This is a genomic window from Lactobacillus sp. PV037 (assembly GCF_014522345.1).
GTDB lineage: Bacteria > Bacillota > Bacilli > Lactobacillales > Lactobacillaceae > Lactobacillus.
This window is the reverse complement of sequence record NZ_CP041987.1, coordinates 490269-515882: the sequence shown is the minus strand read 5'-3', so window position 1 is coordinate 515882 and position 25614 is coordinate 490269. Positions and strand designations below refer to the sequence as shown.

At 33.1% G+C, this 25614-nt stretch carries 27 protein-coding genes; 4 read left to right on the top strand and 23 right to left on the bottom strand.

Annotated elements, in window-relative coordinates; all coding sequences use genetic code 11:
- Window positions 1–8 precede the first annotated feature (8 nt).
- Both FP435_RS02980 and FP435_RS02975 read left to right on the top strand, forming a co-directional pair.
- The gene (locus FP435_RS02980) at window positions 9–500 is read left to right on the top strand and encodes a LysR family transcriptional regulator (RefSeq protein ID WP_265484330.1); all 492 of its coding nucleotides are present in this window, start codon (window positions 9–11) and stop codon (window positions 498–500) included.
- On the top strand, window positions 457–894 hold the full coding sequence (locus FP435_RS02975; RefSeq protein WP_265484328.1) for a LysR family transcriptional regulator substrate-binding protein: 438 nt from the start codon (window positions 457–459) through the stop codon (window positions 892–894). Before FP435_RS02980 ends, FP435_RS02975 begins: the two co-directional genes overlap by 44 nt.
- A gap of 40 nt (window positions 895–934) precedes the next feature.
- Here the strand turns inward: FP435_RS02975 and FP435_RS02970 are convergent, their stop codons facing one another.
- The 6 genes from FP435_RS02970 to FP435_RS02945 form a co-directional block, all read right to left on the bottom strand.
- On the bottom strand, window positions 935–1546 hold the full coding sequence (locus tag FP435_RS02970) for an NAD(P)H-binding protein (RefSeq protein ID WP_265484326.1): 612 nt from the start codon (window positions 1544–1546) through the stop codon (window positions 935–937).
- Window positions 1547–1615: 69 nt separating this feature from the next.
- Window positions 1616–2608 (bottom strand): asparaginase, encoded by a 993-nt coding sequence (locus tag FP435_RS02965; protein WP_265484324.1) that lies wholly within the window; start codon window positions 2606–2608, stop codon window positions 1616–1618.
- Window positions 2609–2687: 79 nt separating this feature from the next.
- On the bottom strand, window positions 2688–3353 hold the full coding sequence (gene pgmB / locus FP435_RS02960; RefSeq protein ID WP_265484322.1) for a beta-phosphoglucomutase: 666 nt from the start codon (window positions 3351–3353) through the stop codon (window positions 2688–2690).
- A 15-nt stretch (window positions 3354–3368) separates the two neighbouring features.
- Window positions 3369–5621: a glycoside hydrolase family 65 protein gene (locus FP435_RS02955; protein WP_265484320.1), complete on the bottom strand. Its 2253-nt coding sequence runs from the start codon at window positions 5619–5621 to the stop codon at window positions 3369–3371.
- 13 nt (window positions 5622–5634) lie between these two features.
- Window positions 5635–6984: an SLC45 family MFS transporter gene (locus FP435_RS02950; protein WP_265484319.1), complete on the bottom strand. Its 1350-nt coding sequence runs from the start codon at window positions 6982–6984 to the stop codon at window positions 5635–5637.
- 124 nt (window positions 6985–7108) lie between these two features.
- Window positions 7109–8041, bottom strand: a complete 933-nt coding sequence (locus FP435_RS02945) for a LacI family DNA-binding transcriptional regulator (protein WP_265484318.1) — start codon at window positions 8039–8041, stop codon at window positions 7109–7111.
- A gap of 102 nt (window positions 8042–8143) precedes the next feature.
- Between FP435_RS02945 and FP435_RS02940 the strand changes: the two genes are divergently transcribed.
- The gene (locus FP435_RS02940; RefSeq protein WP_265484316.1) at window positions 8144–8875 is read left to right on the top strand and encodes a DUF554 domain-containing protein; all 732 of its coding nucleotides are present in this window, start codon (window positions 8144–8146) and stop codon (window positions 8873–8875) included.
- A gap of 114 nt (window positions 8876–8989) precedes the next feature.
- Here FP435_RS02940 and FP435_RS02935 read toward each other — a convergent pair whose 3' ends face one another.
- The 10 genes from FP435_RS02935 to rpsO all read right to left on the bottom strand — a co-directional run bounded on the left by FP435_RS02935 (window position 8990) and on the right by rpsO (window position 18706).
- Window positions 8990–9451, bottom strand: coding sequence for a low molecular weight protein-tyrosine-phosphatase (locus FP435_RS02935; RefSeq protein ID WP_265484314.1), 462 nt, complete (start codon window positions 9449–9451; stop codon window positions 8990–8992).
- Window positions 9452–9465: 14 nt separating this feature from the next.
- Complete coding sequence (locus FP435_RS02930; protein ID WP_265484313.1) at window positions 9466–10221, bottom strand: hypothetical protein; 756 nt, start codon at window positions 10219–10221, stop codon at window positions 9466–9468.
- A 12-nt stretch (window positions 10222–10233) separates the two neighbouring features.
- Window positions 10234–10752, bottom strand: coding sequence for an SA1002 family membrane protein (locus FP435_RS02925; RefSeq protein WP_265484311.1), 519 nt, complete (start codon window positions 10750–10752; stop codon window positions 10234–10236).
- Window positions 10753–10812: 60 nt separating this feature from the next.
- Window positions 10813–11397, bottom strand: coding sequence for a ribosome biogenesis GTP-binding protein YihA/YsxC (gene yihA, locus FP435_RS02920; RefSeq protein ID WP_265484309.1), 585 nt, complete (start codon window positions 11395–11397; stop codon window positions 10813–10815).
- Window positions 11394–12653, bottom strand: a complete 1260-nt coding sequence (gene clpX / locus FP435_RS02915; RefSeq protein ID WP_265484307.1) for an ATP-dependent Clp protease ATP-binding subunit ClpX — start codon at window positions 12651–12653, stop codon at window positions 11394–11396. Before clpX ends, yihA begins: the two co-directional genes overlap by 4 nt.
- A gap of 117 nt (window positions 12654–12770) precedes the next feature.
- Window positions 12771–14105 carry a trigger factor gene (gene tig / locus FP435_RS02910; protein ID WP_265484305.1) on the bottom strand — a complete coding sequence of 445 codons (1335 nt, stop codon included), beginning with the start codon at window positions 14103–14105 and terminating at the stop codon, window positions 12771–12773.
- A 153-nt stretch (window positions 14106–14258) separates the two neighbouring features.
- A complete protein-coding gene (gene tuf / locus FP435_RS02905; protein ID WP_265484304.1) occupies window positions 14259–15449 on the bottom strand; it encodes an elongation factor Tu in 1191 nt (396 codons plus the stop codon).
- A 197-nt stretch (window positions 15450–15646) separates the two neighbouring features.
- Complete coding sequence (locus FP435_RS02900; RefSeq protein ID WP_265484303.1) at window positions 15647–16489, bottom strand: hypothetical protein; 843 nt, start codon at window positions 16487–16489, stop codon at window positions 15647–15649.
- Complete coding sequence (locus FP435_RS02895; protein WP_265484301.1) at window positions 16489–18297, bottom strand: ribonuclease J; 1809 nt, start codon at window positions 18295–18297, stop codon at window positions 16489–16491. Before FP435_RS02895 ends, FP435_RS02900 begins: the two co-directional genes overlap by 1 nt.
- 139 nt (window positions 18298–18436) lie before the next feature.
- Window positions 18437–18706, bottom strand: a complete 270-nt coding sequence (gene rpsO, locus FP435_RS02890; protein ID WP_265484300.1) for a 30S ribosomal protein S15 — start codon at window positions 18704–18706, stop codon at window positions 18437–18439.
- 206 nt (window positions 18707–18912) lie between these two features.
- Between rpsO and rpsT the strand changes: the two genes are divergently transcribed.
- Window positions 18913–19179, top strand: a complete 267-nt coding sequence (gene rpsT, locus FP435_RS02885) for a 30S ribosomal protein S20 (RefSeq protein WP_265484298.1) — start codon at window positions 18913–18915, stop codon at window positions 19177–19179.
- A gap of 46 nt (window positions 19180–19225) precedes the next feature.
- Here rpsT and holA read toward each other — a convergent pair whose 3' ends face one another.
- From holA to FP435_RS02850, 7 genes are read right to left on the bottom strand one after another with little or no spacing between them, the layout of a single operon-like run.
- Window positions 19226–20212: a DNA polymerase III subunit delta gene (gene holA / locus FP435_RS02880; protein WP_265484297.1), complete on the bottom strand. Its 987-nt coding sequence runs from the start codon at window positions 20210–20212 to the stop codon at window positions 19226–19228.
- A complete protein-coding gene (locus tag FP435_RS02875) occupies window positions 20209–22485 on the bottom strand; it encodes a DNA internalization-related competence protein ComEC/Rec2 (RefSeq protein ID WP_265484296.1) in 2277 nt (758 codons plus the stop codon). The genes holA and FP435_RS02875 overlap by 4 nt, the downstream gene beginning before the upstream one ends.
- Entirely contained in the window at window positions 22454–23170 is a 717-nt protein-coding gene (locus tag FP435_RS02870) for a helix-hairpin-helix domain-containing protein (protein WP_265484294.1), read from the bottom strand. The genes FP435_RS02875 and FP435_RS02870 overlap by 32 nt, the downstream gene beginning before the upstream one ends.
- A gap of 45 nt (window positions 23171–23215) precedes the next feature.
- On the bottom strand, window positions 23216–24250 hold the full coding sequence (locus FP435_RS02865) for a SepM family pheromone-processing serine protease (protein ID WP_265484292.1): 1035 nt from the start codon (window positions 24248–24250) through the stop codon (window positions 23216–23218).
- Entirely contained in the window at window positions 24243–24728 is a 486-nt protein-coding gene (gene coaD / locus FP435_RS02860) for a pantetheine-phosphate adenylyltransferase (protein WP_265484291.1), read from the bottom strand. The genes FP435_RS02865 and coaD overlap by 8 nt, the downstream gene beginning before the upstream one ends.
- A 2-nt stretch (window positions 24729–24730) precedes the next feature.
- Window positions 24731–25282: a 16S rRNA (guanine(966)-N(2))-methyltransferase RsmD gene (gene rsmD / locus FP435_RS02855; protein ID WP_265484289.1), complete on the bottom strand. Its 552-nt coding sequence runs from the start codon at window positions 25280–25282 to the stop codon at window positions 24731–24733.
- Window positions 25279–25614, bottom strand: a complete 336-nt coding sequence (locus FP435_RS02850) for a DUF2129 domain-containing protein (RefSeq protein ID WP_265484287.1) — start codon at window positions 25612–25614, stop codon at window positions 25279–25281. The genes rsmD and FP435_RS02850 overlap by 4 nt, the downstream gene beginning before the upstream one ends.

The window sequence follows — 25614 nt, the reverse complement described above, 5'->3', positions numbered from 1 at the left end:
GAGGAAACATGGATACCAGGGTTTTAAATTACTTTTTAACCGTTGCTAAAACTGGAAATGTCACTAAAGCCGCAAATAAGTTACATATTACTCAACCTACTTTATCACGGCAAATAAGTGACCTTGAAAAGCAACTTAATATTACTTTATTTGATCGAACAAACCGGCATCTTCGTTTAACAAAAGCCGGCACTTTTTTCAAAAAAAGAGCAGAATTAATTTTAGAATTAGTTTCTCAAACAGAAAAAGATATTCACACCCAAGAAAGTGAGCTGAGTGGTATCATCCGTATTGGCTGCGTTGAAAGTTCTGCTTCAACTTGGTTAATGAAAATTATCAAAAAGATGAATCATCACTTTCCTAACGTTCAATTTGATATTTATACGGCTAATGGGGATGACTTAAAAGAAAAACTAGATCAAAATTCACTAGATCTTGCTTTACTTTTAGAACCCATTGAAGCAAAAAAATATAACTATCTTCCCCCTTCCAATTCATGATACTTGGGGAATTATTACTACAAAAGATGATGAATTAAGCAAAAAGAAGGCCATCACTACTGATGACCTTTCTCAAATTCCACTGGCTATTTCTGCTCGCTCCTTAGTTCGAAACGAGCTAGCACAGTTATTGGATCTTAACATTAATAAACTCAAAATTATTGCCACTCATAATCTTGCTAGTAATCCTCTTCAGCTTGTTAAAGCCCACATGACCTACCTACTGGGAATTGATGGAATTTTAACTTTGCATCACGACCCTGATTTAACCTTTATCCCTCTCATTCCCAAAACTACTACTAGTCATATCATTGCATGGAAGAAAAATACTTATCTTTCTCCTCTTACAAAAAAATTTTTAAAACTAATTAGCGACGAACTCAATCAAAAATAAAAGCTCTTCGTGTCCTCTAGACATGGAGAGCTCTTATTTTTTACTTCTTTTTATCAGGCAAACTAATCGAAATACTTTGATCTTTATACATATTCTTTTCACTAAGTAATCGTAATACTAATTGTGCAATCTCTTTAACTGAAGTATCAAGTGATTCAACGGGAATATCTGCAATAACTATATCATATTTTACTGGGCCATTCTCTATTGCTTCAGATCTCAAAATGGTATAGTTTAGTCCTGAATTTTCTACAAGTTCTTCAGCTTTGTGGAACTCATTCAATACTTCTTTAGAAACTTTATGGGTACCTTCTTCTAAGCTTGCTGCTTCATACATCCCTAAATAACTCGCAAAGATAATCTTTTTTACCTCATGTTTCTTCATTGCTTGTAAAACTAATTTAGTTACCTTTACTACATCTTTATTAACAGCTACAACTACTGCATCTTGCATAATCATCAGGTCATCTAGATCTGCTGCAGTTGCTTTACTTACATCTTTACTGATAAGCTTTTCTCGTTGTGAATCAAATCCCATTGATTCTGCATCAGCTGAAAAAATGGTCAAATGCCAATTAGAATTAACAATCATTTCTTTGCGAATTGCTTTGTCTAAAACGCTTCCTGAACCAATTAATAATACATTTTCCATGTTTTTTCCTCCTCAATTAGGGCTACTTATATTGTAGAACTTGTTTATCAAAAAGTGTTAAATTAACTCTTACTCTAGGGTTACCTCCCCTACTACATCTGTATCAAAAAACTTCGCAATTTCATGAATATCCATTCCTTGTCCTAAAGCCCACATTAACTTGGTAATGGCACTTTCAGAAGTCATATCACGAGCGCTAATGGCTCCTTCTAGTAAAGCTCTTCTCCCTACTTCATAACGAGTCAAATCACTACGCTCATATAAACATTGACTTCCTGCTACTACAGGAATCCCTCGCTTAATTAATTCGCCAACAGTGGCAGCCAAATTTCTTCTAATATTGGTCATCCCTCCTAAGCCATATGCTTCAATCACTATTCCTTTACAACCACTATCTGCCATTGCAAATAAAAGATTCGGATCAAAGCCTGGGAATAACTTAACTAAAGAAACATTAGTATTAATATTAGTATTTAAAGATACTTTTTGTGGATGGGGAATTTTAAGTTCTTTATTAAAAATCAAGCCATCTGAAGTAACGGTTGCCACTGGAGGCATATTAACGCTCTCAAAGGCATCAAAGTTAATTGTTCTTACCTTTACGCTACGACAACCTAACATTACTTTTCTATCAAAGGCTAAATAAATTCCTGGACGACAACTTGTTGCCGCTGCAAAAGCTAAACGTAAATTATCTGGTGCATCACTCCATAAGACATTGATTGGCACCTGACTTCCTGTTAATACCACTGGCAAATTAATTCCTTGTAACATAAAAGATAACATTGATGCAGTATAAGCCATTGTATCTGTTCCATGAGAGACTACTATACCATCATAATCATTACGATTTTGATAAATGTTATCTGCAATAATTTGCCATTCTTCTGGCTGAATGTTTGAAGAATCTAATTGTAAAATATCTTTTACTTCAATCTCATATGGTAAATCACCCAATAACTGTAATAACTCTTCTCCTGATTGTTTAGGAGCTAGTCCTTCCTCAGACGCAACTGATGCTATCGTACCACCCGTTGACAACAAAAGTATATTTTTACGCATGATTGTTCCTGCTTTCATTAGCAATTTTACTTTAATTATACAAAAAGACCTAGGTTTTTAATATCCCTAGGCCTTTAACTTATTTATCTAAACGGTTTTTAATAGCATCTAATGAAACTTGTGCAGTAGAATCAAATTTTACATCTGCATCTTTTAAATCTTTTCCAAAACCAATTGATACTTCTCCAGCACCATTAATTGATTCAATTCCAGATTGAGCATCTTCTAAGCCTGCTACTTGACTTGGTTGTAAATTCATTGCTTTTGCTGATTCAACATAAATTTCTGGATCAGGTTTTCCATGACTTAATTTAGCTGGATCTACTATTGCATCAAAATAATCACTTAATCCTAAGTATTTTAAAATCTTTGGTGCATTTAATGAAGCAGAAGCCAAAACTAATTTATAGCCTTTTTTACGGGCATCATCCAAAAATGCTTTCATTCCTGGCAAAATATCTGCAGGTGTTAAAGTAGAAATTAATTTTAAGTAATTGTCATTTTTTTCTTTAGCTAGTGCTTCTTTTTGTTCTTGAGTATAGTCCTTTTCATGACCACCAGCTTTTAAAATTAATTCTAATGAATCCATTCGACTAACACCTTTTAAAGAGTCAGCCAATTCTGGTGTCCACTTAGTACCTACTTTATCAGCTACTTGATGCCAAGCCTTACCATGAAATTTTGCAGTATCTGCAATCACTCCATCAAGATCAATTGCAAAACCTTTAATATCTTCAAAGCTCATTTTTTACTCCTTAAATTACTTAAGTTCTAACTTTTTACCATTTAAGTCAATTGTAATGGGGTCACCTTCGATTAACTTAATATCGGTCTTATCTCTAGTTACACTTACTTCAATAATTCTGTCTCTAAACATTTGACGGAATTTATATGAAGTCCACTTCTTAGGTAAGAATGGAGCATAATGTAATTCTCCACCACGAACACGCATTCCAGCAAAACCTTGCACAATATCTAACCAACTTCCTGTCATAGAAGTAATATGTAAGCCATCACCAGTATCATTGTTGTAATTATCAAGATCAAGACGAGCTGCACGTTCATATAATTCTACAGCTTTTTCATGGTAGCCAATATCTGCTGCGATAATTGAGTAAACTGAAGCTGATAAACTTGATTCATGAACTGTAAATTGTTCATAGAAATCAAAGTTATTTTTCTTTTCTTCTTGACTAAAGTCATCAATAAAGTCCCAAAGACCTTGGATAACATCTCCTTGCTTTACGTATGGTGAACGTAAAATCTTATCCCATGACCAATTTTGATTTAATGGTAATTGATCACTTGGAATTTCTGAAACAGGTTTTAATTCCTTATCCATAAAGCCATCGTTTTCGGGGAAAATCTTCTTTTCAGCATCATATGGAAGATACATATTATCTACAATGCCCTTCCAGTGACGTTTTTCATCTTCACTAACATTTAATTCTTTGGCAACTTTGTCATCAACTTGATCAAGAATATCTAAAGTATATTGTAATGTCCAACGGCAAAGTAAGTTAGTGTACCAGTCATTATTTACATTATTATCATATTCATCAGGACCAGTAACAGCATGCAACATGTATTTATTCTTACTTTGAGCGTAGTGAACACGATCAGCCCAAAAGCGTGAAATTTCAGTTAAAACTTTAGCCCCTTCATGAAGTACGTAACTCTTGTCACCAGTGTAATTAGTGTAAAGATAGATCGCATAGGCAATGTCACCATTTCTATGAATTTCTTCAAAAGTAATTTCCCATTCATTGTGACATTCAATTCCGTTGAAAGTTACCATTGGGAATAAAGCACCCTTTAAGCCTTGTTGTTGTGCATTAATAAATGCACCATCCAATTGCTTATAACGATACATTAAAAGATTACGTGCAATCTTAGGATTTGCTACCCCTAAGTAAACTGGAATACAGTATGCTTCAGTATCCCAATAAGTAGCACCACCATACTTTTCTCCAGTAAATCCTTTTGGACTAATATTCAAGCGATCATCTTCACCATAGTAAGTAGAAAATAGTTGGAAAAGGTTAAATCGAATACCTTGCTGTGCCCCAGTATCACCGTTGATTTCAACATCTGATTGTTTCCAACGCTTTTCCCATTCTTTTTCATGAGGAGAAAGTAATTCATCGAAAGTTTGAGTATCTAATTTTGCAGATAATTTTTCTAAGGCAAAGTTTAATTCATCCTTAGTTTCATAATCACGTGAAGTTACAATCAAAGAACGCTTTTCAAAATCTACTTCTTTATTTGCAGCTACTTCCCCTTCAAAAACATTAAAAGCAGTCTTTTCAGTAGTACCGTCTTCTTGGTGAGTTAAATCGGTTTTAACTGTTGTTTGCATCCCTACCATAAAGCGAGGTGTACCAAAATCATTCTTTTTAGTCATTGAAAGTAAATAAGCTTTTTCTCCAGCTGCTTTTTTATCCAATACTTCCCAGAATTGTTCATCATAGTTAGCATCCTCATTATAAACATCTGCATCAATCATATTGGTAATGCTTAACTTAACAGGAGCAGCACTCAAATTCTTAACATGAATTCTTTGACCAACTAATTCTTTTTGGGCAACACTTACAAAACGTTCAAATTCAAATTCTAGTTTTGCACCACCTAGTTCAACTTGAAAACTTCTGGTATAAGTACCCTTCTTCATATCAAGATCTAACTTAAAGTTACTTGGAGTTTGTTTAGCTAAATCAAGTTGTTCCCCATTAACTTTAATGATTACTTTCATAAAGTTAACTGCATTGATCATCTTACCAAAATATTGTGGATATCCATTTTTCCACCAACCAACACGAGTCTTATCTGGGAACCAGACACCACCAAGATAAATTCCTTCTAAAGTGTCTCCACTATAACCTTCTTCAAAGAATCCACGCATTCCAAGATTTTCATTGGCTAAACTTGTAATTGATTCTTGGATCCTCTTATCCTTTGGAGCCCATTTTTCAGTATCAACATTCCATGGCTTAATTTCAAAAGTCTGTTTCATAATTATTACCTTTCTAATTTACATATTCTTCTTTAATTGTAACTACACTTACTGCTCCAATTGCAAGTACAACACCTGCCAATACTAACATATTTACTTGTGAAGCACCTAATAATGGGAAAAGAGCAAAACTCAAAAGTGAAGAAACAATTTGTGGTAAACAAATTGAACCATTAAATAATCCCAAGTATGTTCCCATGTGCTTTCCAGAAAGTGCATTGGTTACAATCGTTAATGGATAAGTATTAATACCTGCCCAAGAAATTCCTACCAAAATATAAGATAAGATTAGTAACCATTGGTTGTGGACAAAGAAAATTGAAACAAATCCAACTGCACCAATGAATAAACTTACTGAGTAACATACTTTGTGGTATTTGTTAGGAATTTTTGCCAAAACTAGGGATGCAATAACTGCTGCAATTGATTGGACAGCAGCTAATACACCATACCAGTTACCAGCTGCTTGATATCCGGCCGAAGTTGCATCAGTGGTATTCCAAACATTTTTGGCAATTGCACCTGTTGAGTAAGTCCACAAATATTGAAATGCAAACCAACTAAAAAATTGAACTAGACTTACAGTCCAAAAAGTTTTTGGCGCATTTTTCAATAAAGTGAACCAATTTCCACCTTCTTTATTATCTTCTTCGCTAATTCCATGATACATTGCATAGGTTGCTGGATCATATTCATGGACTTTGAAGACAGAAAACAAACTAGTGATAATTAATAAAGCTGCTCCTACATAAAATGCAATAATAACTGATTGAGGAACCACCCCTCTTTTAGCAGTATTTGAAACTCCCAATAATGTTAATACAAATGGGAAAATAGCTGCTAATACTGCACCTGTATTTGATAAAAAGCTTTGAATACCATAAGCATATGATTTTTGCTTATCATTTACCATGTCTCCAACCATCATTTTAAAAGGTTGCATAGCGACATTGGAAGATAAATCAAGCAAAGCAACTGTAATTGCTCCAAACCACAAAGCTGCTAATGATCCATATCCAAAGCCAAAACTACCAGCATTGGGCAACAAAATCATTACGATAACTGCCACAATCATCCCTAAAAGAAGATAAGGTAATCTTCTTCCTCCAAGCTTTGGCAACCAAGTTCGATCTGAGTAATATCCTACAATCGGTTGTACCACTAATCCTGCCAATGGCGGTAAAATAAAGAACCAACCCAAATTATTAGGATCTGCACCTAAAGTTTGGAAAATTCTACTCATTTGCGAACTTTGTAACGTAAAAGCTGTCTGTACGCCTAGGAAACCAAAGTTAATCATCCAAATCAAGCTTTTGGGTAACATTGGTAATCCAACTGTCTGTTTCTTTTTCTCCTCTTCCATATATTCTACCTACTTCAATCTATAATCTTTGTAAGCGCTTTATAATGTTTACATCAATATATTACCTCTTTTTTTAAAATTATGCAATCGTTTGCACAAAAACAAAAATAAAGATCTATACTTTTTAAGTACGATCTTTAATGCTAAAGTCTATAACCTTATTTTCTATCTTCTTATTAAACAAAACTTCAACGGCCTCTTGCCCCAATACCTCTGGCTTTAAATCCACAAAAGTCCATCTTTTTAATAATTTTCCCACTAAATAGCTGTCATTAAATGTGATAACAGGCAAATCTATTTTCAAAATATGATTTAATTCTTTAATCATTAAGGCATCATCTACACAGACTATTCCATCTATTTCGGGATGTGCCTTAATAAATTGCTCCAAATCAGTCTTCTCGGTTAATCTAATCGGAGTTTTCAAAATGCTTTTTAAGTAGTCTTTATATCCTAAATATCGATCTTGTTCAAAATGCTGATTTTTACTAGATTGAAAAAATAGAGGATTCTTACTACTTTTATTTTTAACTAAATATTCAGTTGCTGCTTTACCAGCTAAAATATTATCATTATTTATAGCTCGCACCTTTTGCTCAGGATGGCCAATAACTAAAAAATTTATCTGATTATCGTTAAGAAACTCAACTATTTCATTACTAAGTTCATCCTTCAAGAAAATAAAATTTTTAATTCTAAACTGATTGTAGTTTTTCGCAATCCGCTTCAATATTTCATCTTGATTTTTTCCTGTTAGCCAAACTAGCTCATAATGTCTTTTATTTAAGCTCTTACTGATAGACTGAATTAAGTCCATCTGAAAAAGATTAGCCGAAGCATCTCCAGCAATACTTTCTGAAACAACCCCTACCAGGTTAGTTTCATCTAAACTAAGATTTCGTGCATTATAATTAGTATGATAATTTAGAATTTGAGCTACCTGCTTCACCTTTTGCTTAGTTGCGGCACTAATTAGAGAGCTATTATTAAGCGCTCGAGAGGCTGTTGAAGTAGACACACCTGCCCTTTTAGCTACATCTTTAATTGTAACTGCCATACTTTACTCCTTTTACTTTAGTATACTAAATTCTAACATTGTTATCTTATCCTTAAAAGTTTATACTATTTAAGTATGACTTTTTAGGGGAGGAATATTTTTATGCCAATAGGTGTTTTAGTTGATGTCGGCTCTGTTATACTAGGAGGTATTTTAGGAGGTATATGGGGAGAAAAATTATCTGAAGACTTCAAAGAAAAATTAAACATGGTTTTTGGAGTTTCTTCGATGGGCATGGGAATCTACGCCATTGCACCCATGAAATACATGCCAGCAGTTATTTTTGCAATTATTTTAGGAACAATTGTTGGTTTATGGATGCATTTAGGAACAATCTTTAATAAAGGAGCTGCCTTAATGCAGCGTCCTATTACGAAGCTCATTCCAACAGAAAAATTAACAATTACTCAAGATGAATTTACAAGTTTAATGGTTACGGCTACCGTGTTATTCTGCGCAGGAGGAACTGGAATTTATGGATCTATGACTGAAGGTATTTCTGGGGATAGCTCGATCTTAATTTCTAAAGCAATTCTGGACTTCTTTACGGCAGCTATCTTTGCCGCTAGCCTTGGCTATGCTGTTTCAGTCATTGCGATCCCACAATTTATTATTTTTTATTTACTCTTTTTATTAGCGCGTTTCATTATTCCGTTTTCTTCTCCCAGTATGATTGCAGACTTTAAAGCTTGTGGAGGATTTTTAATGGTCGCTACTGGCTTTAGAATGCTTCGTCTAAAAATGTTTCCAATTGCGGAAATGATTCCCTCAATGATTTTCGTAATGCCTCTTTCAGCTTTATGGGTTAATATAATTTTACCCTTGATAAAATAAATGTTTGAAAATCATCCAACTTTCATTAAAAAATCGTCAATAATTCTAGGCTTTTATCACTAATATTGTGAGATGAGCCCGGAAATATTGACGATTTTTACTTAATAATTCTTCTTAAATACTTTTATTTTCTAACTTTTCAAATAATCCTTTGCATCCCTTTTGTATTTCCTGATAAGCTTTTTCAAAATCACCTGTATACCAAGGATCTTCAATATCGCTCCAAGAAGATACAAAATTTAAAAGTTTTGTTTCCTTTTTTTCAGGATCTCCACCTGTAATACGATTCATATCAAAAAAATTTTCTTCATCCATTCCTACCAGATAATCATATTTTTGATAATCTTCCTTTTGCAAGAGACTAGCATGATGGGTTCCAAAGGGAACATGATGCTTTTCCAAGACTCTTTTAGCCCGCGTGTCCATTTCTAAGCCTAGTGCATCCTTAGTAGCTGCTTTAGAAGTAATCTCATATTCTGCTTCTTTATCACCATTCCAAACAATATCTTTCATAATAAATTCTGCCATTGGAGAGCGACAGATATTCCCATGACATACAAAAACAATCCGTTTCATCTAACCTTTCCCTTCTAAGCTTGATGCTTATAATGTGGCTGAGCAGGTTTACTACTTACCTTTTTCTTGCTGCCTACTTTTGCCAAAAACAGCCAGCCGATTGAAATGATAATCGCTATTGTAACACTTGTCATAAACTCTCCACCTAAGTTAATCTTAATCCCTGAATATAGGGTTTGCTGCAAGCTTTCCATTGCTTGAGTGCTACCATACTTCAGAATCTCATACGAGCCTACAGATGCAATCAAAAGCGGAATAATAGCGCCTCGATTCCCAAATAATACCATAATAATTGCAATCAAATACAAAAAGAGAATTATATAATAACCTAATTGATAATATTGAGCTATTTGATTAAATGTCTCCTTATTCTCCTGAATTTCATTATTTGCTAATTTTACCAAAACATCATTTAAAATTTTTTCCTGATCTGTGGAATTTTTTAAGTCAAAATCATTAGCGGTTACACTATGATTTGTCTGAATGGACTGAGCCGTTTGTTTAAATTTTGTTAATGAAGTTTTTAGAGTTATTTTTTTCGGTAGTTGATTGGCAATTAAGGATTCTAAACCTAAAGATTGAAATAGTTGTACCCCTGTTTGGACTCCCTCATTTCCAGAATTACTTGCAGCTTTATTTAGTCCAGAATTAATGAGTCCACTAGTTGAAGATGTCATGGTAATTGAGCCATTTAGTGTAAATAAGGCCGATATTATAATTCCAATGATAGCAATTACTTTTATTATTAAACCGTTTAACTTTCTTAACATACTTGCTTCTTTCTATAGTTCATGAAGATGTTTCTTCAGCAAAACTAATCCTATCCATATCGAAATAAATGATGGTAAAACAATAATTACAAAAATATTTGGATCTAAAAAGTCCCCAATCTTTATATAATGTGCTACTGAAGTTAACTTTTTAATATTCGAAAACATTGTTTGATAGATAGTGATATAAATTAATACCCACTGAATACAGTATTCAATTAACGTCAATGTTGTAAGTGAAAGTGGGAAAACTTTATTAAATCCTCGTAGTCCCCAATATATTATAATTCCTGAAATTACCACTAAAATTCCAATCAGTAAAAATAAATTTTTTAGTTCTAAAGCCTGATCACTTCTTATCAATAGAAAGGCTACAAAAAGCAGAATTACAAAATTTAAAAAACTAAATGCCAACATTCCTAAAAATAAAACACAGGCTTTTAAAAAATATAAATGTTGTTTATCTTTAAAAAGTGTTATTGCTAATATAACAAGCATAATTGCTAAAAAAATTGGCCATATTTGATCCATTATTTTCCCCCTTAGTTCTCTTCAAAAATAAAAGCATAGCAAGGAGCGCTATGCTTTTATTTATTCGTGTTCTTCAATCCAATCCCAAAACTTATCTATATTAAGTTTTTTTACACTCGAAAATGGCAAAAATGAAACATGTTCTTGGTCTAGATCAAGACTCTTACCAATTTTTTGCTTAATTTGACTTGCTTCCATCTTTTTTAATTTATCCATCTTAGTGGCAACCACTAAAATGGGAATATCTAAGTATTGAGCATATTCAAACATGCTAATGTCATCTTTAGTCGGATCATGACGGGCATCAACTAGTAAGACTAAACCTTTTAGATCTGCTCTTGTTTCTAAATAGTCTTGAATCATTTCCCCAAATTTTTCGCGTTGTTTTTTTGAGACTTTTGCATACCCATACCCTGGAACATCAACTAAATAAAGCTCATTATTTACTTTATAAAAATTTAAAGTCTGTGTTTTTCCAGGTTGTTGAGACGTTCTCGCCAATTTTCTTCTATTTACAATTGCATTGATTAAACTAGACTTCCCTACATTTGATCTCCCAGCAAGTGCAAATTCAGGCAAATCATCTTTTGGATATTGTTTTTCTCCTACAGCACTGATAAAAAATTCACTATCTGTTACTTTCATTTTTTATTAACCTGTGCCTTTTCTTCTTCCTTACGAATAATTTTAGCTGGAGCGTGATTTTCAATCACATCTTTTGTAATTATGATTGTATCAATTGTATCGTCACTAGGAGCAGTATACATGATGTCCATCATTGCATTTTCAATAATAGTTCTCAAACCACGTGCTCCCATATCTCGCTTCAAAGCTAAATCAGCAATTGCCTTAACTGCTTCGTCATCAAATTCAAGGTTAATATTATCAAGACCTAACAATTTAATATATTGCTTTGTTAGAGCATTTTTGGGCTCTTTAAGAATTCTTGTTAGTGATTCTGAATCTAACTTATCCAAAGTAGAAATAATTGGAATACGTCCGATAAATTCTGGAATAAGACCGAATTTCACTAAATCACTAGTAGTTAAAAATCTTTGCCAATTGTCATCTGTAACATCTTTACTACTATTTTCAGCACCAAAACCAATCACCTTTTCACCTAAGCGATCTTTTACTATATTTTGAATGCCATCAAAAGCTCCACCCACAATAAATAAAATATTGCTTGTATCCATACGAATCATTTGTTGTTGCGGATGCTTACGTCCACCTTGAGGAGGAACAGAGGCAATAGTTCCTTCTAAAATTTTCAAAAGAGATTGTTGTACCCCTTCACCAGACACATCTCTTGTTATTGAAACATTTTCAGCCTTTTTTGAAATTTTATCAATTTCATCAATATAGATAATTCCCTTTTGTGCTCTTTCAATATCGTAATCGGCATTTTGAAGTAACTTAAGCAAAATGTTTTCAACATCTTCCCCAACGTACCCTGCTTCTGTTAAGGTAGTTGCATCGGCAATGGCAAAAGGTACATTTAAAATTCTAGCTAATGTTTGCGCAAGATAAGTTTTTCCTGATCCAGTAGGGCCGATTAAGGCAATATTAGACTTTTGAAGTTCTGTATCAGACTTACCCAAATTTACTTGACTAATTCTTTTATAGTGATTATAAACAGCTACTGATAGAATTTGCTTAGCCCGATCTTGACCAATAACATATTCATCTAGTTGCTTTTTAATATCCATTGGCTTAGGGAGATCCTTTGCTTCTTTAAGAGAATCAGCACGTAATTCATCTTCAATAATCTGCTGTGAAGTGGCAATACATTCATCGCAAATGTATACGCCATTTCCAGCGATTAGTTTTCTTACTTGAGATTGAGATTTGCCACAAAAAGAACATTTTACTTCTTCTTTAAGAGTAATATCATTGTTCATTTATGGTCTCCTTTCTACACTTTCTATTCGCATAGAATAAGTTTATCATGTTATGAGTGATTAACAAAAAAATTAGTTTGGAAATAAAAAAGCGACTAAAAAGTCGCCTTTTTATTATTATTTTTTGTCTTCTTTTTTAGTTGTCTTTTTTGCAGTAGTCTTTTTCTTCTTAGGAACTTGCTTTGCCTTATCAGTTACTAAATCAATTGCCTTTCTTACAGCAATATCATGCTTAAGCATGTCATCTGTTAAAGTACGACGTACAACTGCTTCTTCCATATTGTAGTCATTAGCTAAGTTAGCAATTTCTTCCTTGATTTCATCTTCATCAGCATCAAGTTTTTCTTTGTCAACAATAGCTTCTAAAACAAGATTTGTTTTTACACGTTCTTCAGCATCTTGTGCTAATTGATCACGTAATTGTGCTTCAGTAGTTCCAGTTAACTTGAAGTAAGTTTGTGGATCGATACCTTGACGTTGCATGCTACCCAAGTATTGATTCATTTGAGTTTGAACATCTTCTTGAATCATAGCATCTGGAATTTCATCAATTTCAGCATTTTCTACTGCCTTTTTAATTGCAGCTTCTTGAATTGCATCTTTAGCTTGATCTTCCTTAAGCTTCTTTAAATCTTTCTTGATTTTATCTTTTAATTCATCAAGAGATTCTACAGAGTCATCTACATCTTTAGCAAATTCATCATCTAATTTTGGTAATTCAGTAGACTTAACTTCGTGAATCTTGGTATCAAAGTGTGCTTCTTTACCGGCTAAATCCTTAGCACCATAATCTTCTGGGAAAGTAACTACTACATCAACATCATCCCCTGCTTTGTGACCAATAAGTTGATCTTCAAAGCCAGGAATAAATGTATTTGAGCCTAATTTTAAGTTATAGTTTTTAGCACTTCCACCATCAAATGGCTTACCATCAATTGTACCAGTGTAATCAATAGTTACAGTATCACCTTTAGCAGCTTTACCATCTTTTAAGACTAATTCTGCATTTTGTTGGCGACGCTTATTTAATTCAGCATCAACATCTTTTACCAATACACGTGTACTTTGCTTAGGAACTTCTACACCCTTGTAATCACCTAATTTAACTTCAGGTTTTACACTAACAGTAGCCTTCATTTCCCAAGGCTTACCTTTTTCCATTGAAACTGGAGTAATTTGTGGTTGACCTACTGGGTCAATACCAGCTTCTTTAACAGCTTCAGTATAAGCTTGTGGAAGCACAATGTTTAAAGCTTGTTCGTAAAGTGCTTCTTCACCATAGTATTGGTTAAAAATAGTACGTGAAACGTGTCCTGGACGGAAACCTGGTACACGTAAGTTTTTCTTAACACGCTTAAAAGCTTCATCTAAGCCTTTTTTTACTTCACTAGTAGGAATTTCAAAAGTTAATTCGCCGGTAGTTTTACCGGTCTTTTCCCATTTTACAGACATTAATAAAATACCTCCGATGTCAAATTTGGGTTTGTGCACTTGCATACTCATTTATCTTACCCTAAATGGCTTTAAATCGCAAATTTACCTGTGCTTTTTCAAAAAATAACATAAAAAAAAGACATGTCCGAAGACACGTCTTTTAATGAAAAATTAGTCAAGAATTTCAGTTACTTGACCAGCACCAACAGTCTTACCACCTTCACGGATAGTAAACTTAGTACCCTTTTCAATGGCAACTGGCTTAATTAATTCAACAGTGAATTCAACATTATCACCAGGCATAACCATTTCAGTACCTTCTGGCAATTCGATCTTTCCAGTTACGTCAGTAGTGTGGAAGTAGAATTGTGGACGGTAATCTGAGAAGAATGGAGTGTGACGTCCACCTTCGTCTTTGTTTAAGATATAAACTTGGCCCTTAAACTTCTTGTGAGTTTGGATTGAACCAGGTGCAGCTAAAACTTGACCACGTTCGATTTGATCACGGTCAACACCACGAAGCAATACACCAACGTTATCTCCGGCTTCACCTAAGTCAAGAGTCTTGTGGAACATTTCCAAACCAGTAACAGTTGATTTTTCAATCTTGTCAGTTAAACCAACGATTTCAACTTCGTCACCAACTTTAACAGTACCACGGTCGATACGACCTGAAGCAACAGTACCACGTCCAGTGATAGTAAATACGTCTTCAACTGGCATTAAGAATGGCTTGTCAGTATCACGTTCAGGAGTTGGAATGTATTCATCAACAGTCTTCATCAATTCTCTGATTACGTCTTGTTGTTCCTTATCACCTTGAAGTGCCTTTAAAGCTGAACCACGGATTACAGGTACATCATCACCAGGGTAATCGTATTCTGATAATAAGTCACGTACTTCCATTTCAACTAAGTCGATCAATTCTGGATCGTCAACTAAGTCAGTCTTGTTTAAGAATACAACGATGTATTCAACACCAACTTGACGAGCAAGTAAGATGTGTTCACGAGTTTGAGGCATTGGTCCATCAGTTGCAGCAACAACTAAGATAGCACCATCCATTTGAGCAGCACCAGTAATCATGTTCTTGATGTAGTCTGCGTGTCCTGGAGCATCCATGTGAGCGTAGTGACGGTTAGCAGTTTCATATTCAACGTGGGCAGTGTTGATAGTGATACCACGTTCCTTTTCTTCTGGAGCTGCATCGATTTGTGAGTAATCTTCAGCTTGTGCTAAACCATCTTCTGCTAAAACAGTAGTAATAGCTGCAGTTAAAGTGGTCTTACCATGGTCAACGTGGCCGATAGTACCAATGTTAACGTGCGGCTTAGTTCTTTCGTAATGTTCTTTTTCTGCCATTAAAATGACCCTCCTGTAAATATATTTGCAAGAAGTCCGTTGAGTAAAGTAACGGATAATTCTCTGTTGATTATTATACTACTTTCAAAGGTAAAAAGCCAAAGAATTAAAGTGATAGCCCGTACCCCTTTGAAAATATCCTTAACTGATTATACTAGATAGCACAAAAAAGTAAACCTTTTTAAGAAAAATAATTATTAATTTTTTTCATAGTTTAAATAACTATATATTTTTCCCAATAGCTCTTTGTTTTCTCCGCCATCCTTTTTTTCAATATATGTTCTTAAATCATGAGCAAAAGCATCTGGATTTGAAATATAAGTATGTAATTTAGGATATAACATACCCATTGCAATTTTTGCTTCATTCAACATCATTAAAAGCTTTGTTGGATCTTTTTGATAATAATCCGCAATGCTCATCACCACTTCATGATATAAAGTATCTTTTTCAAATAAACTCGTCTCTTTAGGAATGAAGCCTTCTTTTTTACCTAACACTAAAACTGACATTTCCTTGTCATAACCAAGCTTTACTAGATCTTCACATAAAGATAATCTAATTGCAAAATCAAGTGTTGGATCTAATAATAAACTTTGAGCAAAGTTTACAAAATTCTCCATATCCAACTTATATAGTTCTAAGTACTCCTTTTCTGTAGGTTTAGCAATTGTACGAAAATTTTTTATAATTTTTTGCTGTTCTGGCATCGAAACAGGTTTTACCTTTTCTGAGATACTAAGTCCCGCTAAATTACTCAATTCTCGTGCTTCTATATAAAAATGACATTTTTGGAGTATTTTTACGTATAAATCATAGATTTTTTGATTAGAAAAAAGATCTGGCTCTTCTTTTATTAATCGATATGCTTGAAAAGGTTCTTTTTTTTGTAAAAAAATATTACATAATTTTTCTACTATTTCCCATTTATGGCCTAACCTCAATGCTTCTAAGAGATAGCTTTGCGCCTGATTTAATTTATTTTTTGTTAAAGCTTCATCTGCCAATTTAATTAAATTATTTTGGCTTACCTCTTTCATTAAGCTTTTACCTTCTTTTGCTTGTTAGCATGAACACTCTTGTGCTTTGAAGAATTTTTTCTAGTTGGCTTATTATTTTTCTTCTTTGTAGATCCATCACTCTCTTGCTTAGCATTATTTTTTTTAGCCATTGCTCGGTGACGATTTTGGTTTACTTCCATCACTACTGGAAGTACAACAGGTCTTCTGCCAGTTTCTTTATACAAATACTTTTCAACTGAACTTCTTACATCTTGTTTTAATTCAGACCAGTCGAAACGTTTATTTTCAAAATTATTTTCAATTGCTTCACGAATAACTCCTACAGCTCCATCCATTAAAGCATGGTTAGCCTTAATATAAACAAAACCTCGCGTAGAAACTAAAGGGTTAGAAACAATTTTTTTCTTTTTTCGGTCAATAGTTACAGCTGCGATAAAAATACCATCATCTGATAAAACTTCGCGGTCTCTTAAAACTATATTTCCAACATCTCCAACACCTGCTCCATCAATCATAATGTCTTCTCCAGGTACTGGATCAGTCAAATAAAATCTACCATTTTCTAAGCTTAGTGTATCACCATTCTTGGTTAAGAATATATCATGTTTATCCATTCCTGCTTGAATAGCTAAGCCTTGTTGTAATTCTAAAAGTCGATATTCCCCAATTACTGGAATCAAAAACTTAGGCTTTAAAGTATTAATTAAAAGTTGCAAATCACGTCCTGTGGCATGACCACTGGTATGACGATCTCTTCCTAGTTCCTTGACTACCCCACCAGCTTGGTAAACTAAATCACTAGTCTGTGCAACCATGGTCTCTACAGAATGAGAAGGAGTAGTTGCAATAAACACCAAATCTCCTTCTTTAATTTTTATCATTCGATGACGTTTAGTTGCCATCTTTTGAAGAGATTTTAAGGGTTCACCCATTCTTCCAGTTTCAAGAATTACTAATTCATTATCTGGAATTTTTTTCAAATCTTTTCCATGAACCAAAAGATCTTTTGGAACATCTAAATATCCCAATTTCATAGCCGTATATACTACTCGACCAATATCTCTACCCGTTAAAAATACTTTTCTTCCAGTAGCATGGGCTGCCTTAAAAATTTCTTGTACCCTATTAATGTTAGACGCTTTTGCAGCTGCAATAATGCGCCCATTATGGTTTTGAAAAGTTTTTAAAATATATTTTTCAATTGAAGTTTGTTGGTCATTAGGGAAGACTGCTTCTGCATTTGTAGAATCAGCTAATAGAGCTAACACACCCTTTTTGGATATTTCAGATAAGCGAACAAAATCTGTCTTATATCCCTCTTTAGCTGAAGGATCAAATTTAAAATCACCTGTATAAACAATTTCTCCTTCTTTAGTTGAAATATCAATCCCTAATGAATCTGGAATGGAGTGAGTAGTCGAAAAGAAAGAAACAGTAGCATTTTTAAAATCAATTTCAGTATCTGCATCAATTACATGAAATAAATCATTCTTTCGACGCTTATTTTCTTTTTGAACAGCATATTTTGCTAATTCAATAGTTAATTTTGAACCAAACACTGGGATATCATGGTCTCTTAAAATATATGGTAAAGCTCCAATTGAATCTGCATGGCCATGTGTTAAAAAGATTCCTGCAATGCGATCACCATATTCTTTAAAAAACTCTAGGTCAGGGATTACCACATCAATTCCCAGTAAAGAACTATCTGGAAACTTTAAGCCAGCATCCATAATAAAAATTTCATCATCAACTTGTACGGCGTACATATTCTTTCCATTTTCACGTACACCACTTAAAATCATTAATTTAATTTTTTGTGACATAATTAATTCCTTCTAAATTTAATTTTCGGATCTCTAAAGATCAATTTGTAGTTAGTCTAATTAATTTTATCACAGATAGGAATTTTTTTAAATTTAAACAAAAAAGACTGGCCATAAGCCAGTCTTTTCAAAGTTAAAATTAACGACGTAAACCTAATTTGTTGATCAATTCACGGTAACGGTTGATATCCTTGTTCTTCAAGTAACGGAGTAAATTACGACGGTGACCGATCTTCTTAAGCAAACCACGGTATGAGTGGTGGTCTTGCTTGTTATTCTTTAAGTGTTCGTTCAAGTTGTTAATATCGTGAGTAAGTAATGCAATTTGAACTTCTGGAGAACCTGTATCACCTTCGTGACGTGCATAATTCTTAATTAATTCGTCTTTTTTTTCTTTACTAATTGCCATAATATAAGAAAACCTTTCTTTGATCAATTTAAAATAATTGCCACTAACAACGTTAACCGTCGGCAGCGAGGAAACAGCGTTAGTGGTTCCAACAAGTATTATAATACAGGATATTTTTAAAAAAGCAAGCAGATTTTAACTTGCACCTTACCGCTGGATTAAGTATAATTAACGAGTAAATCTTATTTTTATCGAGGTGAACTAATATGCCACAAATCAAGTCAGCAATTAAGCGTGTTAAAACTAACACCACTGCAAACAAGCGTAACTCTGCTGAATTAAGTAAATTGAGAACTGCAATCAGAAAATTCAACCAAGCTGTTGAAACTAAGTCTAAAGATGTCCTCGATTTAGAAATTAAGGCTGCTCGTGCTTTAGATAAGGCCGTAACTAAGGGACTTATTTCAAAGAATAAGGCAAACCGTGATAAATCACGTTTTGCTAAGAAGGCTAAAGCTGCTTCAAATAACTAATCTCAGCTACTATTAAAAACCACACACTATTTTAGTGTGTGGTTTTTTACATGTCTAAAATAAACATTTCTAAAAACTCATTCTCATGATAAGTACCATTTTTATAATTATAATCTAGCTTAATAATCTCTTTTACTAATTGCTTTAGCCTCTCTGCTTTTACTTTCTTTTCTAATGCAAACTTAACACGATAAGGATTAGCATGTAATTCCTTAATAATTTGGTCTTTACTCCATTGCCTTTCTTGCAAAATTTTTACGGCTAACAAAAACTCTAATTGACTTTCAAATACTGCTATTAATTGTACGACGGTTACTCCTTCACGTAAGTGATTCTTCAATCGCATAATAGCCTTCAGCTTATCTCTATTAAAAACATTAGTTAAAATTTCAAAGATATTTTCAGATAGTGATTGCTCAACATTATTTATAACTATCGTTTCAGTAATTTTATGATCATCACAAATATTTTTTAATTTTAAATAATTGCTTAACATCTCATCAAATACTTGGTCCGTTCTTTGTTCTAAAAGTGATAAAGCTGACCTTGTAAATTGATAGCCTTCCTGTTTAGCAATCTTTTTAATATATGCAATACTTTCATATGGTTTTATTTTAGTGGTAATAACATTTACTTGATCCAATATCATTTTAGATAATTTTTTTCGACGATCAATTTTTTCATAATTTGCCAGAAAAATCACTGTGTCATCCAAGTGACTTAAATTTTGCAATATTGGCGTTAATTGGGTTATTTGCTTTTTATATTTTACTGGAACTTTACTCGTTAAAAAAAATGGATTTTTTACAAGTACTAATTTTTGTTGACTAAACAAAGAAGACTCCATTAATGTTGCCATCAATTCATCCAGTCCTTCATCATTACAATCAATAATAATTTTTTCATAATCAGCAAATTTACTTTGCTTAATATAATCCTCAACAATATATTCATTAAAAAAACTATCTGGACCTTCAATAAGCAAATTATCTTTATCTGGGCTGGTTTGTTTAAAAAGTGAAGTAAGTGTCATTTTTTCCTTCTAAATAAATACGTCTCAAAATGTTCTTGATTAAATATGTTATATTTCCAAGTTATTGTACCACGATCTTGAGTATTTAAATATGCTATTTTTAATTCATTTAGTGTCTTCAAAGTTTCTAAATGAGGATGTCCATAACGATTATTGCGTCCAGAAGAGATAAATACCATAGATGGACAAATCTGCTTTAAAAAAGCTGGATTACTTGATGTCTTACTGCCATGATGGCCTAATTTGAAATAATCAACCTTTAACGGATACCTTTCTATTAATTTTAATTCTCCCGCTTGATCTAAGTCTCCTGTCATTAGCCAATTTTTATGCGCTAAAGTGAAAAATAGTGAAAGTGAGTCTTCATTTTTGCCTAATCCTTCTTGAAAGGGATAAACAACGTGAAAAGCAATATTTTGATCTTTTACTGTATCTCCTGCCAACAAGGGTGTTAATTTTGTATAGTTTACGCAATTAGAAATTCTTTTTTGAAAGCTCGGATTATTAGTTAATCCTTTTGCAAAATATAAATTGCTTACTTTTATATTTTGGAGCAAAGTCCTTAAATCACCAATGTGGTCAGCATCTTGATGTGATAAAAACACTCCATCAATTTTGTTAATTCCTTGTGCCTGAAGAAACGGCAATGTAATTCTCTCAAGTTGAGCCTGTGTAATCTTTTTCTTACCAAAGGTAACTTTACCACCTGTATCTATTAAATACACCTTTCTTTTTAATGGAGTTGTAATCAAAATACTATCTCCTTGACCTACATCAATAATACTTACTTGGCCAACTAGTGGAAAATGAATACTAACAAAGATTAATACATAAGTCATGATCACTGTTCCAAAACATAATCTGCTCTTTTTAGTTTTTTCTTTAGTTAAAATAAAAACTATTGTAATAATTAACAAAAGAAGTAATTGCCACCAATTAATTTTTCCAAAAAGAACCTGTCCAATTCTCGTTGAAGCTAGGCCATCAATAAAAATATTGATTTTTTGAAAAACTGGTTCAATAAAATACAAGGTAATATTTGGTAACTGCCAGAAGGAAAAAATTCCAATCACTGTTAAAGGCAACAGAACAAAATTAAAGATTGGCACAATAAGAAGATTAAAAAAAGGAGTTAAAATATTCACTTGATAAAAATAATATAAAAGAATTGGAGTAATCAATAAATTTAACTTGATTCCCTGAAACTTTATCGAATTACTCTCTAAAAGTTCTAATCCACCAACAAGTAAATAGCTTAAGATTGCCCCACTTGATAAAAATAAAGTAGGATTTAGCAATAAATGCGTCAAAACTACTGCACCTAATCTGTCACCACGTGCAATTGGCAAATGATGTTTTTCTACTATTTTTCCGTAAATATAGCCTAAACTTGCTCTTACAAACCCAGCTTGCCAATTTGAGATAATAATTTCAAAACCTAAAAATATACTACAAAATATAAAAATTTCATCTGGTGATCTTTTTAATTTAGTTAACCCTAAACTAATCGCTGCTACATAAAGACTTACATGTAAGCCAGAAATACTCAACAAATGAATCACACCCAAATTTCTGTAATTGCTTAAGATTGATTTATTATCTGCACTTGGATTTTTGGCTAAAATCATTTCACTTGCAAAAAACTTAGTAAGTTTGGGCATCTGATCAAAATACCGCTGCAATTCATACCGAATTTTATGAAAAAATATTTGTAAGTTTTTTCCATTATTTATTGAAAAGTTTGTAGATACAACTTTTAGACGATACTTGATTTTCTTAGTTTGATAGTATTTTCTAAAATCAAATTGTCCAAAATTAGTTTCCTGGTCAATCTCTTCTTTTTCAAGATTGACTTCACTTAAAACTAAGGGCAATCCCTGTTTGATAGCCTCCTCAAGTCCACTAGCTGTTTTCATCCCTACCAAAAACGTATTTTTTCCATCAGAAATTTGTCCCGATAAATAATGATCTGTGATACTGACTTCATCAGGATAAATAAAAAGCCTATTTCCAATACCCTGATTGTCAAAATTGTTTTTATTTATCAAGCACAAAAACACGCATCCTAGGATAATTATCCACCCTTTAGCTACTCGGTATTTATACTTAATTAAACCTCCTAAGTACAAAAGTAAAATTCCTGATACTACAAATTGTCCCCAAGTATGGGCCTGAAAAACTATTAGAGAAATAATAATACAAGTAATACTTATTAAAAGTAAATATCCTGGTCTTAAAAATTCATAGTTCCAATTGATCTTTGAACTTTTCAAACGTCTTGTCCCCAATACCTGATACTTTCGTTATTTCCTCAATTGATTTAAATCCACCATTTTGATCTCGGTAGCTTACAATCTGCTCAGCTTTCTTTTCTCCAATACCTGACAGTTTTTGAAAGTCTTGCACACTGGCACTATTAATATGAATTTTTTCACCACTTTGTGAATTGGTACTAGAAGTCGCAGTATTCTGATTATTCCCTGCAGATGAGCTACCTACACCTTGAGAAGAAACTGCAGTTTCAACTTTCTCTCCTTTTGTAGGAATATAAACCTGGTCCTGATCTTTTAAAATAAGGGCACGATTTACTTGTTTCAAATTTGCATTCTTTTTAATTCCTCCAGCTGCCTTAATCAGATTATCTAATCTTGCCCCATTTTTTAATGTATATACCCCTGGTTCCTTCACTGCACCTGCAATATCGCAAGTTACTGTACTCTGAGAGGAAGCAAGATGCTCGGTTTTTGAACTTTCTAAATTTTGGGTAGAGGAAGCCGTAGCACTAGAGCTAGCTGAATTTGTAGTTGACTGTCCATCTTGCGTTACTAAATTACTATTGTCTACAGGTTGCTGCCCTTGGCTTTTTAAGAAAAAGATTCCTCCAATCCCTAACACCAAAATTACCATCACATAACTCTTTTTTTCTAAAAGAAAGTTTTTTATCTTTTCAAAATCCATAAAATTAACCTCCAATTTTTTATACGAAAAAAAGATTGATTTTCATCAATCTTTTTCATATTTAATTAAATAATTTAAAGCATCATCAAATCTTTTCACAGGAATTATTTTCATTTTACTATGAATTTTCTTAGCTTTTTTTAAAGCCTCTGCATAATTGGTTTGATCTTTCCTTACCCCTTGTGGTTGTTCACTAGGAACAAAGAATACCTTCATTCCACTACGTGAAGCAGCAACTACCTTTTTATCAACTCCACCAATCATTCCCACATGACCACTTTTATCTATCGTTCCTGTACCAGCAATTTTGTTTTTAGGAGATAAGTTTTCTTTTGTAAAAAGCTGGTAACATACTAGGCTCATCATTAAGCCCGCAGAAGGCCCACCAATATCTTGAGTATTAATCTTAATTTCTGGCTTTGTCATTACCTTGGTATGGTCAAATAATTCAATTCCTATGCCATATTTTCCATTATTAAGTTTAACCAGTCTTCCAGTAAAAGTTTTATAATTTTTCCCTCTTAGTACCTTAATTTTTATTTTACTAGTTTTCTTTAAAGATTGAATATAATTCATAAAAGAATTACTGCTTCTAAATTGATGGTTATTTGCTGCAACAATCAAATCACCAGGTTGAAGTTTTCCTTTAAAGGAAGAATTAGATAGAACGTTAATAACATTGACACCTAGGAACTGCATTTTATGAGAAATTCCTGCTTTTTTAGCAGCATAATAAATTGCCTGATTTTGACTATTCTCCATAAAATATTTTTGCATTTGTTGATAGGTACGATTATTTTGATTACCTAACAGCTCTTTCTTAGAAATCCTCGTTTCATTTTTACTAAAAAAACTTAATAAATAGTCTCCTACACCGGCTGGACGTTCACTCACTGTTACTAAATAAAAATTTGGATTGGCTTGATCATGCTTAGCAGAATCTTGAATATAATTACTAATTTGATCTGTTGATCCAGGTGCTTCAATATAATAGTTCGTGGGCCAAAACGCAACAGCTAAGGTTAGCAAAATGCCTATCCAAATATAGATCCATTTACGTGATATTTTATGCTTAATCATTTTTTAACTTTTCATTTAGGGCAGTTACGACATTTGAAGGTACCAATTTACTAACATCTCCCCCAAAGGTTACTGTTTCCTTAATCATACTCGAAGAAATAAAACTATTTTCTGGACTTGTCAAAAGTAAGACAGTATTCAAGTCCGGGGCTAATGATTTATTAATGGCTGCAATTTCTCGCTCATAATTAAAGTCTGCATCATTGCGTAATCCTCTTACAATTGCATCAGCTCCCAGTTCCTCTGCTACCTTAACTGTCAAATCGGCTGGCCGAGAAATAACGTGAATATTTTGATCTTTACTAAATATTTGCTTAGCTAGTGTCACTCTTTCTTGTTCAGAAAAAAGATATTTTTTATTAGTATTCGTCATTATAACAAAGTAAACTTCATCAAATATTGAACTAGCAATCTTTGCCGTCTCTACATGGCCATTAGTAACCGGATCAAAACTTCCAGGAAAAATTGCCTTTACCATCCTTAAATCCTTTCATATATTTTAACTTTAGTTCTACCTAACTGGTGATTTTTTAACATTTTAAAGCCCTCTACTATTGAAGGTAGCTCTGTATGTTCATCCGTCTCTGCTACAATCCAAGCTTTTTCATTTAATAAATCAGCTTCTAGTAACTTTGTCATAATCTTAACAATTTTTTCTTTAGCATAAGGTGGATCTAAAAAAACAAGATCAAATTTCTTGCCATGTTCTTCAAAATATTTGAGAGCTTGTGTATCTCTCATTCTTAAGATGTCAAATTTTTCTGGTTCTTTAGTTAAAGCAACGTTCTTTTTGATAATTTCACAAGCTTGTCCACTAATGTCCACTAATGTTGCGTGATCATAACCACGTGAAACTGCTTCAATCCCTAAAGCACCACTACCTCCATATAAATCTAAGACTTCGCCACCATCAAAGAATTGTCCCATTGAATTAAATAATGAGCCCTTTACCTTATCACTTGTCGGACGAGTTTTATTACTCTTCAAAGTGAATAAATTACGTTTTGCGTACTTGCCAGCTATAATTCTCAAACTCTTAAATCCTCATTTTCTTCTCTTAACTTTTCTGCCTTTTCTTTCATTTCCCGCATTGTTTTTTCCTGATATTCAGGAGAAAAATCTAAATAGGATGACCTTGACTCTTCTACCTTCTTTGTAAACCCCTTATGATTCAAAATTGATACTGTTTTTTCAATATTTTCTTGATCCACATATAATACTGCATATTTTTTAGCTCTTGAAACATAAACAATATCACCATAGTATTTTAACTTTAAAAAATCTTTTTCTTTTTTTAGCCAGACGATTAATGAAATCCGCCGCTGTAAGTTATCTTTATCATTTGGCTGGTATACTAAGCTCAT

Bases quoted from the DNA above. Each gene is read 5' to 3' on its own strand.
- FP435_RS02980 (WP_265484330.1), top strand. From the start codon at position 9: ATGGATACCAGGGTTTTAAATTACTTTTTAACCGTTGCTAAAACTGGA.
- FP435_RS02970 (WP_265484326.1), bottom strand. From the start codon at position 1,546: ATGGAAAATGTATTATTAATTGGTTCAGGAAGCGTTTTAGACAAAGCA.
- FP435_RS02965 (WP_265484324.1), bottom strand. From the start codon at position 2,608: ATGCGTAAAAATATACTTTTGTTGTCAACGGGTGGTACGATAGCATCA.
- pgmB (WP_265484322.1), bottom strand. From the start codon at position 3,353: ATGAGCTTTGAAGATATTAAAGGTTTTGCAATTGATCTTGATGGAGTG.
- FP435_RS02955 (WP_265484320.1), bottom strand. From the start codon at position 5,621: ATGAAACAGACTTTTGAAATTAAGCCATGGAATGTTGATACTGAAAAA.
- FP435_RS02950 (WP_265484319.1), bottom strand. From the start codon at position 6,984: ATGGAAGAGGAGAAAAAGAAACAGACAGTTGGATTACCAATGTTACCC.
- FP435_RS02945 (WP_265484318.1), bottom strand. From the start codon at position 8,041: ATGGCAGTTACAATTAAAGATGTAGCTAAAAGGGCAGGTGTGTCTACT.
- FP435_RS02940 (WP_265484316.1), top strand. From the start codon at position 8,144: ATGCCAATAGGTGTTTTAGTTGATGTCGGCTCTGTTATACTAGGAGGT.
- FP435_RS02935 (WP_265484314.1), bottom strand. From the start codon at position 9,451: ATGAAACGGATTGTTTTTGTATGTCATGGGAATATCTGTCGCTCTCCA.
- FP435_RS02930 (WP_265484313.1), bottom strand. From the start codon at position 10,221: ATGTTAAGAAAGTTAAACGGTTTAATAATAAAAGTAATTGCTATCATT.
- FP435_RS02925 (WP_265484311.1), bottom strand. From the start codon at position 10,752: ATGGATCAAATATGGCCAATTTTTTTAGCAATTATGCTTGTTATATTA.
- yihA (WP_265484309.1), bottom strand. From the start codon at position 11,397: ATGAAAGTAACAGATAGTGAATTTTTTATCAGTGCTGTAGGAGAAAAA.
- clpX (WP_265484307.1), bottom strand. From the start codon at position 12,653: ATGAACAATGATATTACTCTTAAAGAAGAAGTAAAATGTTCTTTTTGT.
- tig (WP_265484305.1), bottom strand. From the start codon at position 14,105: ATGTCTGTAAAATGGGAAAAGACCGGTAAAACTACCGGCGAATTAACT.
- tuf (WP_265484304.1), bottom strand. From the start codon at position 15,449: ATGGCAGAAAAAGAACATTACGAAAGAACTAAGCCGCACGTTAACATT.
- FP435_RS02900 (WP_265484303.1), bottom strand. From the start codon at position 16,489: ATGAAAGAGGTAAGCCAAAATAATTTAATTAAATTGGCAGATGAAGCT.
- FP435_RS02895 (WP_265484301.1), bottom strand. From the start codon at position 18,297: ATGTCACAAAAAATTAAATTAATGATTTTAAGTGGTGTACGTGAAAAT.
- rpsO (WP_265484300.1), bottom strand. From the start codon at position 18,706: ATGGCAATTAGTAAAGAAAAAAAAGACGAATTAATTAAGAATTATGCA.
- rpsT (WP_265484298.1), top strand. From the start codon at position 18,913: ATGCCACAAATCAAGTCAGCAATTAAGCGTGTTAAAACTAACACCACT.
- holA (WP_265484297.1), bottom strand. From the start codon at position 20,212: ATGACACTTACTTCACTTTTTAAACAAACCAGCCCAGATAAAGATAAT.
- FP435_RS02870 (WP_265484294.1), bottom strand. From the start codon at position 23,170: ATGGATTTTGAAAAGATAAAAAACTTTCTTTTAGAAAAAAAGAGTTAT.
- FP435_RS02865 (WP_265484292.1), bottom strand. From the start codon at position 24,250: ATGATTAAGCATAAAATATCACGTAAATGGATCTATATTTGGATAGGC.
- coaD (WP_265484291.1), bottom strand. From the start codon at position 24,728: ATGGTAAAGGCAATTTTTCCTGGAAGTTTTGATCCGGTTACTAATGGC.
- FP435_RS02850 (WP_265484287.1), bottom strand. From the start codon at position 25,614: ATGAGCTTAGTATACCAGCCAAATGATAAAGATAACTTACAGCGGCGG.